This is a genomic window from Sorangium sp. So ce124 (assembly GCF_051525235.1).
GTDB classification, from domain to species: domain Bacteria; phylum Myxococcota_A; class Polyangia; order Polyangiales; family Polyangiaceae; genus Sorangium; species Sorangium atrum.
In genome coordinates, this window is sequence record NZ_CP150312.1 from 9,168,879 (window position 1) to 9,183,100 (window position 14,222).

Sequence of the window (14,222 nt, forward strand, 5' to 3'; positions counted from 1 at the left end):
ATGAATCAGCCCCCGAAGCGCGATTCTCCGAGCGATGCGGAGAACTGCCGTCTTGCCAGGAGCGGGAGAGGGAGAGGGACGGTGTCGGCCAGCGTCCTTCGGTAACCTACTGTAGGGCTGGAATTGTCAGCTGCGACCGAAGAACCTGCGGCCACGCGACCGCTCGGCGTCGCGCCGGATGCCCTGCATCACCACGCGGATGAGCTCACGGTTGTAGGCGCGCCTGTCGTGGCGCTTGTGCTCGGGCAGCTTGACGCCCAGAGCGTGTGCGAGACGTTCTACGTTCTCTACCTTCGCCTCGCGCAGACAGTCGATGTCCAGATCCATGGAGTGGCGCTCCCATTACTCGAATCCACTCGGCTTGTCGAGCCCAGAGGACACGAGCGTGGCTGCGCGCCGTTTCCCATCGGGTTCCCGCCGGACCATGGCAGGCTCCCATCAGACCGTGACGGGCATGCGGCGTCCCGGGCACGTCGGCGCCACGAGGCGCGGTGCGCGCCCTGCGCGACCTGGTCCCGTTCAAGGCGGTGAGCAGCTCAGGTGAGCCGCTGGGTGCGAGGTCGACCCGGCGCTTCCGCCCGGTCCCCCACACCACGAAGCGCTCTGCGCAACCTCGGGCAACCTCGGGGAGTGTGAGGTTCCGGGGAGCCGGGGTGTTGTGGGCAGGGTGAGGATCAATCGAGCTGGCGGCTCCTGGGCGATGGGGGTACCGCGGCTCCAGACCGCGTCACCGCCCGCCAGCACGGTGCGCCGCACTTACGAGGTAGCCCCGCCCGGACTCGAACCGGGACGCCCGCGAGGGCCGCGGATTTTAAATCCACCGCGTCTGCCATTTCGCCACGGGGCCAAGATCTTGGAAATACTCTGCTTTTTTTACTTTCGGGTACCTGCGCTCTCCCTCTTCTGTGCCGTTTCCGGCGAGCTCGTGGATCGCCTGAGCGAGGGAAGCTAGCTCGCCAAGGCCCGGCTCTGCAAACGTCCTGGTGGCTCGGCGGTATCTCTGGATCATCACGCTCGATCGATGGCCGGTTCTGTCGGCCACCCAGGTCTCGCTGCGGCCGTTCGCCAGGGCGACTGTGATGGACGTTGAGCGCGTGTCGTGGGCGCGCACCTGCTGGCGCTCGCGCGCGGGTCGTTCGTCTTGTTCTTCTCGAGGCGCAGCGCGCCGCGATCGAGATCGAGGTCGACGTCCTGCACCTGCAGGCGCGCCGCCTCGCTGATGCGCGGGCCCTCGCGGTTCAGGGAGCCCCAGAGGACGCGCCAGCACAGCGGGATCGCTGTGCTGGCCAGCAGGCGCGCGTCCTCGTCGGGGTAGAGACAGGCTTTCGCCTTCGCGGGGCCGAGCATCGGGAGGAAGCCGCGGGGGAGCGGGTTCGTCGCGACGAGGCGGCACGGGAAGGCGGCCGTCGCCATGAGCCGGTGGAGAAGCTGCGCGATGTGGCGGCGCGACGCGGGGGACATCGGCGGGAGCGCACGCATGACGCGCTCGGCGTCGTCAAGCGTGAAGGCCGCGACGGGGACGTGGCCGGCGATCGGGTAGAACGAGTTCCTTGCGCTGCTCGGCCTGCCCCTCGGTCAGCTTGGGGTCGAGGGGGAAGCTTTCCCGGTCCTTGTCGCCGACGAGGACGCGGACGTAGAGCCGCCCAGCGTCGTTGCGGAAGAGCGATCCCGTGGGCTTGCGGGGCATGGCGCCCCCTGTTCTACCGCGATTCGCGGCCGCGCTCACGCCTGGAGCGGCCCGCCTGCGCAGGGGGCCCGCGCGAGGCCGACCTCAGGGAGCGCCGCCGCTATGCCGGCGAGACCGTGCTCGGCATCGTTCGCCACGCGCGCCGCAAGCGCAGGGACGGCGTCGAGCTTCGTCTTGAGCCAGGCAATGTGTTCGGGGTGCTGCGCAGCAGGCACCGGCCCATGTCGCAACATGCCCGCCGCCTGCTCGGCCAGGTGGTGTCCTCGCTTGAGAAGCCGCGCCTCGAGGAGGCAATCGTCCTGCGGTACGCCGGGGAGATCGGCGGCAGCTCGCGGAGCGGGGGTTGTGTAGCCTGACTTTTTGCCGCCTGGACGGTCGGATCTGAGCCCAGGTCGCGGTGATGCGACGAAGGTATTGCAACTGCAAACGGATTCGCATATCGGTGCACTATGGGAGACCATGCGTGCCTAGCGCTCTGGTGCTGCGGAGGTATCGGGCCATCGCGGGCGGTATCCAGGCGACCGTGGGCTCTCAAGGGACCAAGTCTTTTTGGGAAGGGACAAGAATCATGAACCACCGAGCTCGATATACCCTCTCGGCGCTGATCGCGGCTGCATCGATGAGCGTCGGAGGCCCAGCCTCTGCCGACGTGACCATCTGGGGAAACGTATCGCCTCAGAACCCAACGGACCCATGGGACCTCGGACCGAACCGGCTCCGCGTGGGAACAGGCGCGGTCGAGGTGACCGATGGCGGGACGTTGATCAGCCCCGGCGCAACCGTGCGGGCGAGCTACGATCCCGGCATCATCCTGGTCGACGGGTATGGCTCGACCTGGATCAACAACGGCTCCATCGAGGTCGGCGACGATTTCGAGAGTCGGATCGTCATCCGTCACGGCGCCGAGGCGATCACCGATGATCTCGTGGTGGGCATCGGAGGCGACACGAAATCTGGCCGCGCGCTCGTCGAGGGGTACGACGCCACCCTGACGAGCAGGACGACGACCTACATCGGCACGCAGGGGCATGGAACCCTGGAGCTCAGGCAAGGAGCGAGCCTCTTCTCACACGACGTCTACTTCGGCGGCATCATCGGCCGCAGCTGCGGGACCTGCACCGGCAAAGCCATCATTACGGGCACCGCGACGAGGTGGGTGAGCACGGGAGCGTTCGTCCTGGGCATGAGGAGCCGCGGCTTGCTGGACATTCGGAGCGGCCAGCTCTCCACCGTGGACGCGCGCATCGGCGGCGATGGCTTCATGAACAGCAGCGCGAGCGTCAGAGGCTGGGGCGGCACCTGGACCAACCAGGGGCTCCTCCAGGTGGGATCGAAGTACGGATATGGCACGCTCACCGTCGGCGCTTATGGGACCCTGACCACAGAAGATACCGAGATCCGCTCGGAGCTCGGAGGTGGCTTCGTCATGGTGAACGACGTCTATGCGTCATGGCTGAACAGCGGCGATGTTTCGATCTTCGCCTCTCTGTCGCAGTCTCCGTCGCTCCTGATCGACAAGGGCGCCTCCGTGAGGATCGGCGGCCTCCTCCGGACAGCGCTGTTGTTCGGCGGCTATCCCTATCTGGGGCCCTCCGTGCGGCTCGCGAAGGGCGACCTCGTCGCAGGCGCGATCGACGTCGATGCGGGCGATTTCGACTTCGCCGGCGGGCGCCTCGAGACCGGCAGCTTCCTGGGCGATCTCGCCAACACGCAGGCCGGCGAGCTCTCCGTCGGAGAGGTCTACCCTTCGACCGGCATCGCCGGCACCTACAGCCAGGGGCCGGGCGCCGCCCTCCGCATCACGGTCGCAGGCTCGAGCTCCTCGCCGCTCCTCCAGGTGAATGGGGACGTCAACCTCGACGGGGCGCTGGAGGTCCTGCCGGCCGCCGGGTCCGTGTCGTTCCAGGCCGGGGACACCATCGTTCTGCTCGGCTGGAGCGGTGACCTCACAGGGACGTTCGCCTCCGTGAACATCGCCTTGCCGCTCGCCCCAGGGCTCGCCTGGGACACTTCCGCGCTGTACACGACCGGCGAGATCACCGTCGTAACCGCAACCTGAGCGCCGCTGGCTTTCGAAGCAGAGGCGCCTCTCCGCGATGTACCTCCCCGACGGGGAGACCTGGATCTCGGCGCAGGCGTTCTCCCGGCTGCTCACGCCCTCCGGCAGCGTCGAGACGGTCGCCACGGCGGAGAGAGACCGAGGTTGGTGACGAAGGCGTTCACCAGGGCAGCGGATCGTCCTTCAGCTCGCGCTGCCAGAGCGCGCGAATGGCATCGACGGTCTCGGCGGCAAGCCGCGCGTTTGCAGCGGCGAAGTTGTCGAGGGCCTGCTCGACGGACTTCGCGCCGGGGATGACGGTGGATACCTGCGGCTGGGCCAGGATGTACTGGAGCGCGGCGTGCGTCATCGAGGTGCCCGGGGGCAACAGGTCCGCGAGCCGCTCGACGAGCGCGGTGCGGCGGGCGAGGACCTCGGGTGACCAGCGGCGGCGCACGTCGGTGAACTCGGCGTCGCGGCGATACCTTCCGGACAGCCAGCCCGAGTCGAGCGGCACCTTCGCGATCAGCCCGACTCCCCTCTCTTTCGCCGCCGGGAACGCGCCGCCGGGCTCTTGGTGAAAAACGTTGTACAGGACTTCGAGCGCCTTGCTTCGGGTGGTCTCGACGACCGTCTCCGCGTCGACTCGCCAGTCCAGGGATACGCCATAGACCCTGAGCTTTCCTTCCGTCTTGAGCTTCTCCAGCTCCGCGTACTGGGACGAGCACCGGCCATCCATGAGCTCCCGGGGTGGGCTGTGGAGCAACAGGATGTCGACGTAGTCGGTCTGCAGGCGGCGCAGGCTCCCTTCGAGCGAAGGCCGGATGGCGCTGGTATCGAAGTTGGTGCTCCCTTCGGGGCTGCGACCGAACTTGGTGCAGATGACCACCTTCTGGCGGACGTGCTTCAGCGCCTGCCCCAGCAGCTCCTCGCTGAGCCCACGGCCGTGGGCGGCGTACGCGGGAGCGGTGTCGAAGAAGGTGCACCCGGCATCGAGCGATCGGTCGATGATGCGTAAGGCAGCCGCGCGATCATGGATGCCCCAGTCCGGGTTGGCGAGCTGCCAAGCGCCGAGGCCGATTTCACTTACCGATATGCCCGTATCGCCGAGGGGACGGCTGTTCATGGTCGGTCCTTTCTCGACAAGAGACTAGCCGGGTTGTTGAATCGATTCAATATCCGACATCGAGGAACCGAAGCAACCGTCTGATATCGTTCAGTAACGACGGGATGCCTGGGGCCACCTCGATGAGCCGGCCGGAATGGTCGGTGTCGCGGTAGATGACGAGCGGCTCGCTCTGCTCGATCATCGCGTAGAGCGCCGCTTCGCCGCGCCGTCGGGCGCGAGGGCGCGGCGGAGGTGATCGGTGAAGGCGCGCACCTTCGGCAGGACGTGGCGGGTCGGGAGCGATACGACCGAGATCGCGGCCGCATCGCACGCGGTGTCCGGGAGCACTTCGACGAGCTTCCGCGCCTTGCCCGCGCGCGCCAGCATGAAGTCGCAGAGCCACGCGAGGCCGGCGCCCTCGATCGCGAGCTCGATCAGCGCCTCGCCGTCGTCGACGACGATGCGCCGCGTGGGCGCGATCTCGCGCACCTTCACGCCGTCGCGGAGGCGCCAGGGGATGAGCCGGCCGTGCAGCGCGTACCCGAGGCGCACGTGGCGCTCGAGGTCGTCGACCGTGCGGGGCCGGCCGTGCTCGCGCAGGTAGCCGGGCGCGCCGCAGACGAGCATCCGAGAGCGGCCGACCGGGCGTGCGATCAGGCCCGAGTCCGGCAGCGTGCCCAGCCGGACCGCGACGTCGATCCGCTCCGACGCGAGATCGGCCGGGTCGTCGCGCAGCACGAGCTCGACGTCGACGTCGGGGTAGCGCTCGGCGAAGCGCGCGAGCACCGGCACGATCACGTGACGACCGATCACCGTCGGCGCCTCCACGCGGAGGAGCCCGGCCGGTCGATCGCGCAGACCCGAGGTGGCGCGCTGCGCGTCGTCGAGCTCGCGCAGCGCGGCGCGGGCGCGCTCGAAGAACGCGCGCCCTTCGTCGGAGAGCGTCACCGCGCGCGTGGTGCGGTGGAAGAGCCGCACGCCGACCTCGCCCTCGAGCTGCGTGACGCGGCGGCTGACCGCGGACGGCGTGACGCGCAGCCGGCGCGCGGCGAGCGTGAAGCTCCCGAGCTCCGCGGCCTCGACGAACGCTTCGATCGCTGCGAGCCGGTCCATGTCGCACCTCGATTGATGCGTATCATGCACGAAAGTTGTTCGCATTCGGCGATGGTTTGCGCCGCGCGCACGAGCCACGGTGCCCTGCATGAGCACCGTGAACGTCGGCGCCACCTCTCCCAGCCCGCGCGCCCGGGCGGTCACCATCGGAGCGGTAACGACGCTCGTCGCGACCGCGATCCACCACGTCTACGGCGGCGTTCGGTACGCGACGCCGTGGCGCCTCCACGGCGCCGCCGTCGCGCTCGCGCTCTGCGTCCCCATCGCGCTGGCGTACGCGGGGTACCGGCGGAGCCCGGGCACGCGCGCCGGCCGCATCTCCGGGGGCTCGCTCGCGGCGCTCGCCCTCGCGTTCCCGGTGACGTCGATCGGGCTCTTCGAGGGCGCATACAACCACCTCGCGAAGAACGTCCTCTTCTTCGCGGGCGCGCCTCGCGACCTGCTCCTCCGGATGTTCCCGCCGCCCACCTACGAGCTCCCCAGCGATGCCTTCTTCGAGATCACCGGCGTCGGGCAGATCGTCCCCGCGGCGATCACCGCGATCGTGGCCCTCGGCTTGATCGGCGACCTGCGCCGCCGTGTCACGAGGCTCGCGCCCGGGGCCGTGCTCGGCGCGCGCGAGCTCGTGGGCGTCCACGGCGAGCGGATCCGCATCCCCGATCCCACGCGGATCGTGCACCTCCAGCTCCGTCGCTTCGCGGGCTGTCCGGTGTGCAACCTCCACCTCCGCTCGATCACCGTCCGTCACGGCGAGATCGCAGCGGCCGGGATCCGCGAGGTGGTCGTGTTCCACTCGAGCGCCGACGAGCTCCGGCTCCACGCCGACGGGCTCCCCTTCGCTGTGGTGCCCGATCCTAAGAAGCGGCTGTACGCGGAGCTCGGCGCCGAGCCGTCGCTCCTCTCGGTGTTCGATCCGCGCGTGTGGCCCACCATCGTCCGCTCGGTGGCGCGGAGCGCGATCGCGATCCTGCGCGGGCGCGAGCGGCCGCCCGCGCTGATCCCGACCGGCGGTCGATTCGGGCTCCCGGCCGACTTCCTCGTCGCGCCCGACGGCAGCGTGCTCGCGAGCAAGTACGGCGAGCACGCAGGCGATCAGTGGTCGGTCGACGAGGTCCTCGCGCTGACGCGTGCGCCTGCGGCGTCGAGCGTGCGCGCGGCCGCCGAGGTGTGCGCGCCGTGATGGAGCCCCCCAGGGCTCGGCCAACGACAACCTCGGCGGTCTGCTCGAAGTCACAGCCAGGAAGACGAGCCGCTCCCACCCCTCATCGTCCCATCTCTCGATCCGTACCGCAGCTTGCACATTGAACCCGTCGAACTCCGCCACGAGCGGTCCCCTCCGCTTCGCCTCGAACCTGGCCTCGCCGGCGCCGTCCCCCCGGACGTGACCGCGGCTATTCGGCTTCGGCGAAGCGTCTCGTGGGCCTCCCCGCTCGGCCCCCTAGCTGACCACTTGGTTGACGAACACTCAACCTGAGGAGCGTTCCGTTGTCAGCGGACGGCGCAGACTGGCCATCACAACGGAACTAGCCGTCCATCATCGAGCACCACCCATGGAGATGACGTCGAATACGCCTCGGTCCCTGCAATCGGCAGGCTTGGTGCATCCGCGAGCCGATCGAGTCCTTCTCGGAGCTTCATGCCACGATCGGTGAGCCGATAGACCAGCGATAGCATCGGGTAGCCATCAGCCGGCTTTGGTCCCGTCGCCCGCTCCACAACCGCACTCGAATCGTGATCTGCCCATTGCTCCAGTCGGCGTGGTAGGAACAGATCGCCCGTGCAGTCGAGGAACTCCCACAACTCGGCGCCCAATTGCGATTTTTGGCCGCACACGGCCAACGGAGTCTGCCACTCCGTCGACAGAAGAGCCAAGATGAGCTCGTCGAATCGACTGAGGCGTATGGCTCCTCTCGTGGTCCTTCTTGGAAAGAAGGAAGAGAGAAGCGCCCACAAGGGAGCGAGCTCTGGGAACCCTTTGACGCCACGTGTGCACCTTTCGACGAAAGGCAATGGATTCGTATCGACGTACCTCTCCCAGAGGCGGACGGCACGATCGTAGCGTTCCCGTGGCCAGGGGCGCGCCTTGTCGAGGCGCTCCAGAAGAACCTCGTCAGGATGATCAGACACCGATGCGGAGCAGTCGAACGGAGGCAGCGGTTCCTCGGGGATCCTTGAGCGGTGCACTGGATCAAAATCGACGATAAAGACATTGTGACGCGCGATCCCTAGGTGACGCAACCAGCTACAGGCCCTCCAGAGGTTAACTCGCTCGTGGAGACTCGGTGACACCCACAGGACAACGGGTAGATCCCAGCGGATATCCGATGAATAGAGCCGGTCCCACTCTTCGGACGAAGACCACCATGCCTCACGCGCCCGGGCATGCTCCATGGCATCCATTCGACTCGGCCCGATAATAAGGCAGTCGGACGCACGCACCGCATTACCCGCGCCGAGTCGTACCAGGCGCTCTGTTGTCGGCGTGTCGAAGGCAACATGCGTTGCGTCCCGAATGGACTTCCGGATCGTCGTGTTCATTCAAACCCACACCGATAGCACTCGTCGTACGTGTATCTTTTTTTGAGCTGACAGTCGCGCCGACAGACTGCGCAAAGAGATTTGCCGCCATCGACAATTCGGTTACACGGATAGCCTTTGTCCTGACAGTCGACGTACATGTCTGTGCATGACCTATCCGGAGTGCAACCAGCCATCTCTTCAGTGGCGCCGCTCCCCACGTCGCCACCGTTCCCGAACCAGTCCCCCGTAGCTGCTGACCCCGGTGGGTATGGTTCTCCGGCCCCTGTGCCTTTCGTCCCCCTAAGATAGCACTCGCCCACGTCGTAGTTGCATGCCCACACCGTGAGACCGAGAGGAATAAGAACAGGGATCGCCTTCAATTTCAGCCTGTGGCGCATGCTCCCCCTCCAAGTTTTTCCAGATGCGTGTGCGGAGGGGCGGCGTCAACTGTGATTCAGGGCATGGATTGCGTCCCTGCGGCTACGGCTTGTCAACTTCGCCCCGGTCCGAAGCCGAGCTCGAGCTGAGCGCAGCGGGTTGCACATCGTCGCGGCCGAGCTCGGCGCGGACCATCGGAGGTCGAGGCGCACGTCGGCGCGGCCTTGAGCCTGCTCGGTGCGTTGTGACGCCCGGGGCGGGAGGTCCCGAGCGTGAGCGCGGCGCAGCCTCCACGGCCGGGTGCGGAGGTCGAGGCGGACGGACATCGGCGAGCGCGACGCGATCTCCGTCCACCTGGTCGAGTTCGGGCGCGGCGCCACCGGCGAGCAGCTCGAGCGCGAGTTCGGTGCAGCCCCCCGGCGGGGCCCGGCGGTCGAAGCGGACGCCGACGACGGCTGGCGACGAGGAGCGCGGGAGCGAGCGCTACATAGCCCTTCGCCGCGGCGGTGCGGCCGTCCGGGACGCGTCGACCCCAGAGACTCGGGCTCTGCTCGCCGAATTTCTCTTTGACGCCCACGTCATGCCCAGAAAGATCGTGCGCGCTCTCATAACGCCTGTCGCGGCTCGGCCAGGGCTTCCACCATGTCCATGCGCTTACTCGGCAAGATCGGCTTGCTTTGCGTCGGTGCGCTCGTCGTGGTTCCGGCGCCGGCCCAGGCACTCGAGTTCCACGGCGGCGTGAGCGTGGGCGGGATCCAGATCGGGACCGAACCCAGGCTTGCCGTGAGCCCATTCGCCGGCTGGCTCTGGCGCAACGAAGGGGACTTCCGGCTCGAAGTCCACAACATGTTCAGCATCGTTCCAGGGGCAGGTATCGGGGTCTACGATCGAACGGCAGTCACTCTTGGGTATGCCACGAAGACAACCACCGTCAGTCTCGGTCCGTCCCTGGCGATCTACTCGATGCCGGTGTGTGGTGCCGTGATCTGTGACCGCGTGGTGGGGGTTGCTCCAGGCGGCCGCGCCCAGTCCGACTGGTACTTCGCCGGGCCCTTGGGCGTGTCCACCAGCGTCCATGTGGACTGGGCTAGCGGCAGTAGTCGCGTTCTTCCTGGAAGTCTGGTCGTGATGTTCACCACCGGACCAATTTGGAGATTTGAGGTAAAGTCGAAATGAACAGGCTGGCTGTTGATTGTTGATTGTACACCACTCCGCTCCTCCTTCCGCCTTGACGTCTGAGCTCGCGGACGCAGCGGCCTCGCCGGTGTCTACCTGGAGCCGCCGCGAAGGGCGAGGGACACGGCGCCCCCTCCATGGCGGCGCCGCCGTGGCGGTACGAGCGGGGGGAGCTCGGGCGGCTCACACCTCGGCAGTGGATCATCTCCTCCAGGGAGAAGCGCCGCGCGAGCTCGTGGCCGTCGCCGTCCACTTGGTCGAGCTCGGCCACGCTGACGGCGAACTCCTCACGCGCGCGCTCGGCACCGCGGCCTGGAGTAAGATTCCTGAAACTCGGCGTGACCGTCCGCCTTGCTGGTATCAGCCTCATGTGCGGTGTCCCGCAGGCCTGGGCGCGTCGCCGCCAACGCGCTACCGGTACCTGTCCACAGAGCGTTTGCGTCGACCCTATTCAGGGAAGCGCTGCGTCTTGACGGCGATACCGTCCTCCCCCGTGATCACATCGCCGGTCCATTCCCAGCTCGTGCCACCCGGGCCCGGCAGCCCGATCTCAAAGGTGACCCCCTCCAGCGTGAGCTGGTCCTCGTCGAGGTACGCGATGCCGATCGAGTCGCCACCGCGCCCAGGGCCGCCGTAGCCGCCGTCGCCTCCGAGGCCGCCGCTGCCACCCTTGCAGGACCACGTGCCGTCCCCCACGGCGCCGCCTGGCATGCCCCAGCCGCCCTTGCCGCCTTCCTCCGGCTCCCCGCCATCGCCGCCTTGGCCCCCGTCGCGGGCGGTGATGATGCTATCGCGCACCGTCACCTTGGCCTGGAGCGCCAGGATGCCGATGCTCGGGTAGCCGTTCTCGCCCCCTCGGCCGCCCCGCCCCCCGCAGCCGCCCGCGCCTCCGGAGCCGCCACCGGCGCCCCCCTTGGAGGCCACGTCGCACACCGCGAGCCCGCCCCTGCGGCCGCCGCCCCCGCCACCGCCTTGGCCCGGCATCCCCCGGGCGCCGTCGCCGGCCCTGTCGGGGTGCCATCCGGTCTCATCGATCCGCCCGCGGCCCTTGCCCGGTGCAGTCGTGCAACCCCGGGGCGCAAGGCCGTCCGTGCGCTCTGACGCGGCGTGGACAGGTTTTCAGTGCGACCTTTGGTCCGTGTAGTGTTCTCGTCTCGATTCCGTTTGACGCCGATCCTGCGATCAGAAAAATGGCCCGCATCGCCACTTTGCTCGCATGTTTCGGAAAACACGGAAGGAGACGATGAGGACGACAGGCCGGCAGATCTACTCGGCGACAGGGATCGCTCTCGTTCTCAGTATCGTCCCGACGCAGGCAGACGCATCCGAGCTGAGCGCCGGAATAAGCCTCGGGGGGATCCGAGCTGGTACCACGACGCGTCTCGCGGTGGGCCCGCATGCAGGAATCTCGTGGCACATCAAGAGCAATATCACACTCAAGGTTCACGACCTGTTCAGCGTCATGCCCCCAATCCAGATAGGTGGAGCCGGTGTGTACAATAGCACTGCCGTCGCCCTCGGGTATGGTTGGAAGAGTGGCGATTTCAGTGCTGGCCCGTCGGTCGCGTTTTACTTCATGCCGGCCTGCGGGAGCGCCTTATGTGGGCATGTTGCCGGGATGGCCGCAGGCGCGCATGCGCAAACCAACGTGTACGTTGCCGGAGCGCTCGGCGTATCGGTGACCGCCAACGTCGATTGGGTCGGCGGGAGCAGCCTCGTGCTTCCAGGCTACGTGTCGGTGCTTGTTGTCGTCGGCCCCGTGCGTCGATGGAGCATAAAATGAACATCAAAAGATTCCTGCTTCTGATCATGACCATCGCCCTGTGCACCCTAACCGCGTGCAACTGGACGGTAGGAGAATGCTATCCCCGCGAGGAGTGGGAGGGGGGTGCAGGTGCAGGCGGACCAGTCGGGCCGCCCGTCCCCGTCATCACCTCCGTCGCGTCGGGGGACTTCGGGGCCGACCCGCAGGGGGGCGGCGAGCGCAAGATTCAGTGCAACAAAACGGATAGCGAAGAAGAAGAGAGCCCGAGCGACAACTCAGAGCGGCCGACAGGTAGCCCGACGAGCCCGCAAGACCCGTGCCCCGGAATCGGCGACATAGCCGGAAGCGGAGCGACCTTCTTGAGCTGTAGCGATGCATGCAGCTCGAAGTGTCCACCTGGAATGGCCCCCTGGGTATACGGAGGCTTCGATCCGTCGGATTTCAATTTTGTTGTCATCATCAATGACCCAGGCACGGGCAAAGGCGGAGGATGGCAAGAGGCCAAGGTAAACCTCGAGTTCAGGAGACTCACTATCCCGCACCCGATCAAGAGCTGGATCTGTAGTTTCTCCATCGGCATGCCGCTCCGGACTGAGATTTATGGACAAATCGATGCAGACCGCGCAGCCAGCCTCAGCGAAGAGATCACGGAGGAGGTCGCAAACCGCATGGACTACGATCTCCCCCCGGGGATATTCTGCAGTAGATTCATCGACCAGACGCGGGCGACGTTCATATCCAAGTACAAGGGGCTCGGCGCTAGGGTGACGAATCCATGATGATAACTCGCTCCGAGCTGCTCGACGTCGTTTACCGCTTTTACCCGCGAGGTGTGCATAACATCGATCGCATCTACGTGCCTCCCAACGAGCCCGTCTACAAGGACACGGAGGAGCACCGCCGCCTGGTGGAAGCCGCGAACCGCGGGCGAGCGGAGTACCCAAGGTGGAACGCCATGATCGACAGGCTGGGGGATCGATACGGCCTTCAAAACGAGTCGCTCCACCTGTTGTCCGGGGGGGCCGACCCGGCGTACTCGGCTCGCATCTGGCTCATCGACGAAACTGCGCTCAGCTTCCACGTGTCCCTGCTCGGGCCATACTACGGGCTCCACCTCCCCGGTATCCCCGAGGAGGAGCCGGTGGCGCGCGAGGTCGCCCGGGAGATCGAGGCCACGTACCCGGGCTACCGGCCGATCCCGCCGGAGATCGGGAACGAGGTGGTGCCGGATGTGGCGATGAACGTGGTGTTGATGGGCGAGGCGACGATCTACATGTGCCTCTTCTCGGAGGTGTGGACTTGGGTCGATCCCGTATAGCCCTTCCCTGGCGTCCGTCGTCCACGTAGCCGCGTTCGGTCGCGTGGGCGGCGAGGAGATCGAGGCGAGCTCGGCGCGCCCCCCTGCGGCCGCGCGCCGGTGGCGGTTGCAAGCCGGGGTGAACTCGGTCGGCTCGCACCTCGGCAGGGATGATCTCCTTCACGTAGAAACGCGGCGCGAGATCGAGGCCGTCGCCGCCACCGTCCACCTGATCGAGCTCGGGGCCGTGCCGGCGAGGTGTCGAGCGCGGTCCCGGCGCCACGGTCGGCGGAGCAGCCGCGGGCGTCGAGGTCGACGCCCGCGAGCGCGCGATGACGCTGGCGTCGTACATGGCGCCGGAGCAGATAGCGGGGCCGCGGCGCCAAGGAATACCGCGGCGTGATCCGCACCTTCCGGCGGACCGGCGGCGGTGGTTTATGAAAAGGATGGGTACCTGATGAAAAGAGCGTGTTCTCCCGGGTGCGGCGTGGTGGCTGTCTCCTTTAGCTCGGATCCCCGGGATTGGGTGTGGGTCGCCGTGGCCCTGCTCGTGCTCGTCGGCATGGGCGCCGCGCTCGTCCTCGGCTTCCGGCGCCGTCGCTGACGCGGAAGGCTGGCTGTACCCAGCAGGGGGCGCCGCTCGCTTGGGACGGCGCCAGGTGGGGCGTGGCCCCGGGGGCGAGCTGGACGCCGGCCGAGGTCGGGAGCCTCGGGTCCACCTGGTCGAGCCCGGGCCCTCGCCGGCGGGCTGCGCGAGCGAGGTCTCGGCGCCGCGACCTGGAGCCGTGCTCCTGGAGCTCCGCGCGGCTGTCCACCTTGCCACCATCAGGCCCGCGGGCGCCGTCGTGGAGCTCCCAAGCGCGCCACCGTCGGCGCCCTCTCGCGCCTGCCTGCTCGCGTCGCCGCGCGATGGGCTGCGCTCGCGGGCGCCGTCGTGCGACTCGGGGTGTGCATCCGCGAAGGCGACGCTCACTCCTTCCGGTCGGCAGTGCCATCGCCACAATCGGCTGGAGCGCGGCGACGACAGGCGTCGCTGCCTCGGTCGCCAGCGGCGGAAGTTACCGCGAACACGATATGCCGGATCGCCCGAGGCGTATGCCGTTCACACCGTTTACAGAGTTCGCCTGATGTGTCGTGATC

General features: G+C 67.5%; 15 protein-coding genes, 1 tRNA gene and 1 pseudogene. 8 read left to right on the forward strand and 9 right to left on the reverse strand.

Annotated elements, in window-relative coordinates; all coding sequences use genetic code 11:
* Positions 1–126: 126 nt before the first annotated feature.
* The 4 genes from WMF19_RS34305 to WMF19_RS34320 form a co-directional block, all read right to left on the reverse strand.
* Positions 127–327 (reverse strand): hypothetical protein, encoded by a 201-nt coding sequence (locus WMF19_RS34305; RefSeq protein ID WP_272095040.1) that lies wholly within the window; start codon positions 325–327, stop codon positions 127–129.
* A 437-nt stretch (positions 328–764) separates the two neighbouring features.
* Positions 765–847: transfer RNA gene (locus tag WMF19_RS34310), tRNA-Leu, on the reverse strand.
* Between the two features lie 161 nt (positions 848–1,008).
* On the reverse strand, positions 1,009–1,479 hold the full coding sequence (locus WMF19_RS34315; RefSeq protein ID WP_437894210.1) for a hypothetical protein: 471 nt from the start codon (positions 1,477–1,479) through the stop codon (positions 1,009–1,011).
* Between the two features lie 16 nt (positions 1,480–1,495).
* Positions 1,496–1,687 carry a hypothetical protein gene (locus WMF19_RS34320; protein WP_437894211.1) on the reverse strand — a complete coding sequence of 64 codons (192 nt, stop codon included), beginning with the start codon at positions 1,685–1,687 and terminating at the stop codon, positions 1,496–1,498.
* Positions 1,688–1,803: 116 nt separating this feature from the next.
* On the opposite strand from WMF19_RS34320, the gene WMF19_RS34325 reads away from it, so the two are divergent.
* Both WMF19_RS34325 and WMF19_RS34330 read left to right on the forward strand, forming a co-directional pair.
* Positions 1,804–2,043 (forward strand): hypothetical protein, encoded by a 240-nt coding sequence (locus tag WMF19_RS34325; RefSeq protein WP_437894212.1) that lies wholly within the window; start codon positions 1,804–1,806, stop codon positions 2,041–2,043.
* Positions 2,044–2,408: 365 nt separating this feature from the next.
* Positions 2,409–3,746, forward strand: a complete 1,338-nt coding sequence (locus WMF19_RS34330; protein ID WP_437894213.1) for a hypothetical protein — start codon at positions 2,409–2,411, stop codon at positions 3,744–3,746.
* Positions 3,747–3,906: 160 nt separating this feature from the next.
* On the opposite strand, the gene WMF19_RS34335 is transcribed toward WMF19_RS34330, so the two are convergent.
* Genes WMF19_RS34335 through WMF19_RS34345 form a run of 3 tightly spaced genes read right to left on the reverse strand, consistent with a single transcriptional unit; the run spans position 3,907 to position 5,946 of the window.
* Positions 3,907–4,851, reverse strand: a complete 945-nt coding sequence (locus tag WMF19_RS34335; RefSeq protein ID WP_437894214.1) for an aldo/keto reductase — start codon at positions 4,849–4,851, stop codon at positions 3,907–3,909.
* A 46-nt stretch (positions 4,852–4,897) separates the two neighbouring features.
* Positions 4,898–5,035 carry a hypothetical protein gene (locus WMF19_RS34340; protein WP_437894215.1) on the reverse strand — a complete coding sequence of 46 codons (138 nt, stop codon included), beginning with the start codon at positions 5,033–5,035 and terminating at the stop codon, positions 4,898–4,900.
* Positions 5,032–5,946 carry a LysR substrate-binding domain-containing protein gene (locus WMF19_RS34345; RefSeq protein WP_437894216.1) on the reverse strand — a complete coding sequence of 305 codons (915 nt, stop codon included), beginning with the start codon at positions 5,944–5,946 and terminating at the stop codon, positions 5,032–5,034. Before WMF19_RS34345 ends, WMF19_RS34340 begins: the two co-directional genes overlap by 4 nt.
* Before the next feature lie 88 nt (positions 5,947–6,034).
* Here WMF19_RS34345 and WMF19_RS34350 point away from each other — a divergent pair, with 88 nt between their 5' ends.
* The gene (locus tag WMF19_RS34350; protein ID WP_437894217.1) at positions 6,035–7,126 is read left to right on the forward strand and encodes a peroxiredoxin-like family protein; all 1,092 of its coding nucleotides are present in this window, start codon (positions 6,035–6,037) and stop codon (positions 7,124–7,126) included.
* Positions 7,127–7,458: 332 nt separating this feature from the next.
* Here the strand turns inward: WMF19_RS34350 and WMF19_RS34355 are convergent, their stop codons facing one another.
* Positions 7,459–8,484 carry a hypothetical protein gene (locus WMF19_RS34355; protein WP_437894218.1) on the reverse strand — a complete coding sequence of 342 codons (1,026 nt, stop codon included), beginning with the start codon at positions 8,482–8,484 and terminating at the stop codon, positions 7,459–7,461.
* 1,002 nt (positions 8,485–9,486) lie between these two features.
* Here WMF19_RS34355 and WMF19_RS34360 point away from each other — a divergent pair.
* Positions 9,487–10,020: a hypothetical protein gene (locus WMF19_RS34360; protein ID WP_437894220.1), complete on the forward strand. Its 534-nt coding sequence runs from the start codon at positions 9,487–9,489 to the stop codon at positions 10,018–10,020.
* A gap of 447 nt (positions 10,021–10,467) precedes the next feature.
* Here the strand turns inward: WMF19_RS34360 and WMF19_RS34365 are convergent.
* A pseudogene (locus WMF19_RS34365) lies at positions 10,468–11,091 on the reverse strand (hypothetical protein); the annotation flags it as partial.
* A gap of 172 nt (positions 11,092–11,263) precedes the next feature.
* Between WMF19_RS34365 and WMF19_RS34370 the strand changes: the two are divergent.
* From WMF19_RS34370 to WMF19_RS34385, 4 genes are all read left to right on the forward strand, one after another.
* On the forward strand, positions 11,264–11,803 hold the full coding sequence (locus tag WMF19_RS34370; RefSeq protein WP_437894222.1) for a hypothetical protein: 540 nt from the start codon (positions 11,264–11,266) through the stop codon (positions 11,801–11,803).
* A complete protein-coding gene (locus WMF19_RS34375; protein ID WP_437894223.1) occupies positions 11,800–12,564 on the forward strand; it encodes a hypothetical protein in 765 nt (254 codons plus the stop codon). Before WMF19_RS34370 ends, WMF19_RS34375 begins: the two co-directional genes overlap by 4 nt.
* Positions 12,561–13,103 (forward strand): hypothetical protein, encoded by a 543-nt coding sequence (locus WMF19_RS34380; protein ID WP_437894224.1) that lies wholly within the window; start codon positions 12,561–12,563, stop codon positions 13,101–13,103. Before WMF19_RS34375 ends, WMF19_RS34380 begins: the two co-directional genes overlap by 4 nt.
* Before the next feature lie 436 nt (positions 13,104–13,539).
* Positions 13,540–13,686, forward strand: a complete 147-nt coding sequence (locus tag WMF19_RS34385; RefSeq protein WP_272098690.1) for a hypothetical protein — start codon at positions 13,540–13,542, stop codon at positions 13,684–13,686.
* Positions 13,687–14,222: the final 536 nt, after the last annotated feature.

What these genes read in the sequence shown, in the direction of transcription:
- WMF19_RS34305 (WP_272095040.1), bottom strand. Translation starts at nt 327, where the DNA reads ATGGATCTGGACATCGACTGTCTGCGCGAGGCGAAGGTAGAGAACGTA.
- WMF19_RS34315 (WP_437894210.1), bottom strand. Translation starts at nt 1,479, where the DNA reads ATGCGTGCGCTCCCGCCGATGTCCCCCGCGTCGCGCCGCCACATCGCG.
- WMF19_RS34320 (WP_437894211.1), bottom strand. Translation starts at nt 1,687, where the DNA reads ATGCCCCGCAAGCCCACGGGATCGCTCTTCCGCAACGACGCTGGGCGG.
- WMF19_RS34335 (WP_437894214.1), bottom strand. Translation starts at nt 4,851, where the DNA reads ATGAACAGCCGTCCCCTCGGCGATACGGGCATATCGGTAAGTGAAATC.
- WMF19_RS34340 (WP_437894215.1), bottom strand. Translation starts at nt 5,035, where the DNA reads ATGATCGAGCAGAGCGAGCCGCTCGTCATCTACCGCGACACCGACCAT.
- WMF19_RS34345 (WP_437894216.1), bottom strand. Translation starts at nt 5,946, where the DNA reads ATGGACCGGCTCGCAGCGATCGAAGCGTTCGTCGAGGCCGCGGAGCTC.
- WMF19_RS34350 (WP_437894217.1), top strand. Translation starts at nt 6,035, where the DNA reads ATGAGCACCGTGAACGTCGGCGCCACCTCTCCCAGCCCGCGCGCCCGG.
- WMF19_RS34355 (WP_437894218.1), bottom strand. Translation starts at nt 8,484, where the DNA reads ATGAACACGACGATCCGGAAGTCCATTCGGGACGCAACGCATGTTGCC.
- WMF19_RS34360 (WP_437894220.1), top strand. Translation starts at nt 9,487, where the DNA reads ATGTCCATGCGCTTACTCGGCAAGATCGGCTTGCTTTGCGTCGGTGCG.
- WMF19_RS34370 (WP_437894222.1), top strand. Translation starts at nt 11,264, where the DNA reads ATGAGGACGACAGGCCGGCAGATCTACTCGGCGACAGGGATCGCTCTC.
- WMF19_RS34375 (WP_437894223.1), top strand. Translation starts at nt 11,800, where the DNA reads ATGAACATCAAAAGATTCCTGCTTCTGATCATGACCATCGCCCTGTGC.
- WMF19_RS34380 (WP_437894224.1), top strand. Translation starts at nt 12,561, where the DNA reads ATGATGATAACTCGCTCCGAGCTGCTCGACGTCGTTTACCGCTTTTAC.
- WMF19_RS34385 (WP_272098690.1), top strand. Translation starts at nt 13,540, where the DNA reads ATGAAAAGAGCGTGTTCTCCCGGGTGCGGCGTGGTGGCTGTCTCCTTT.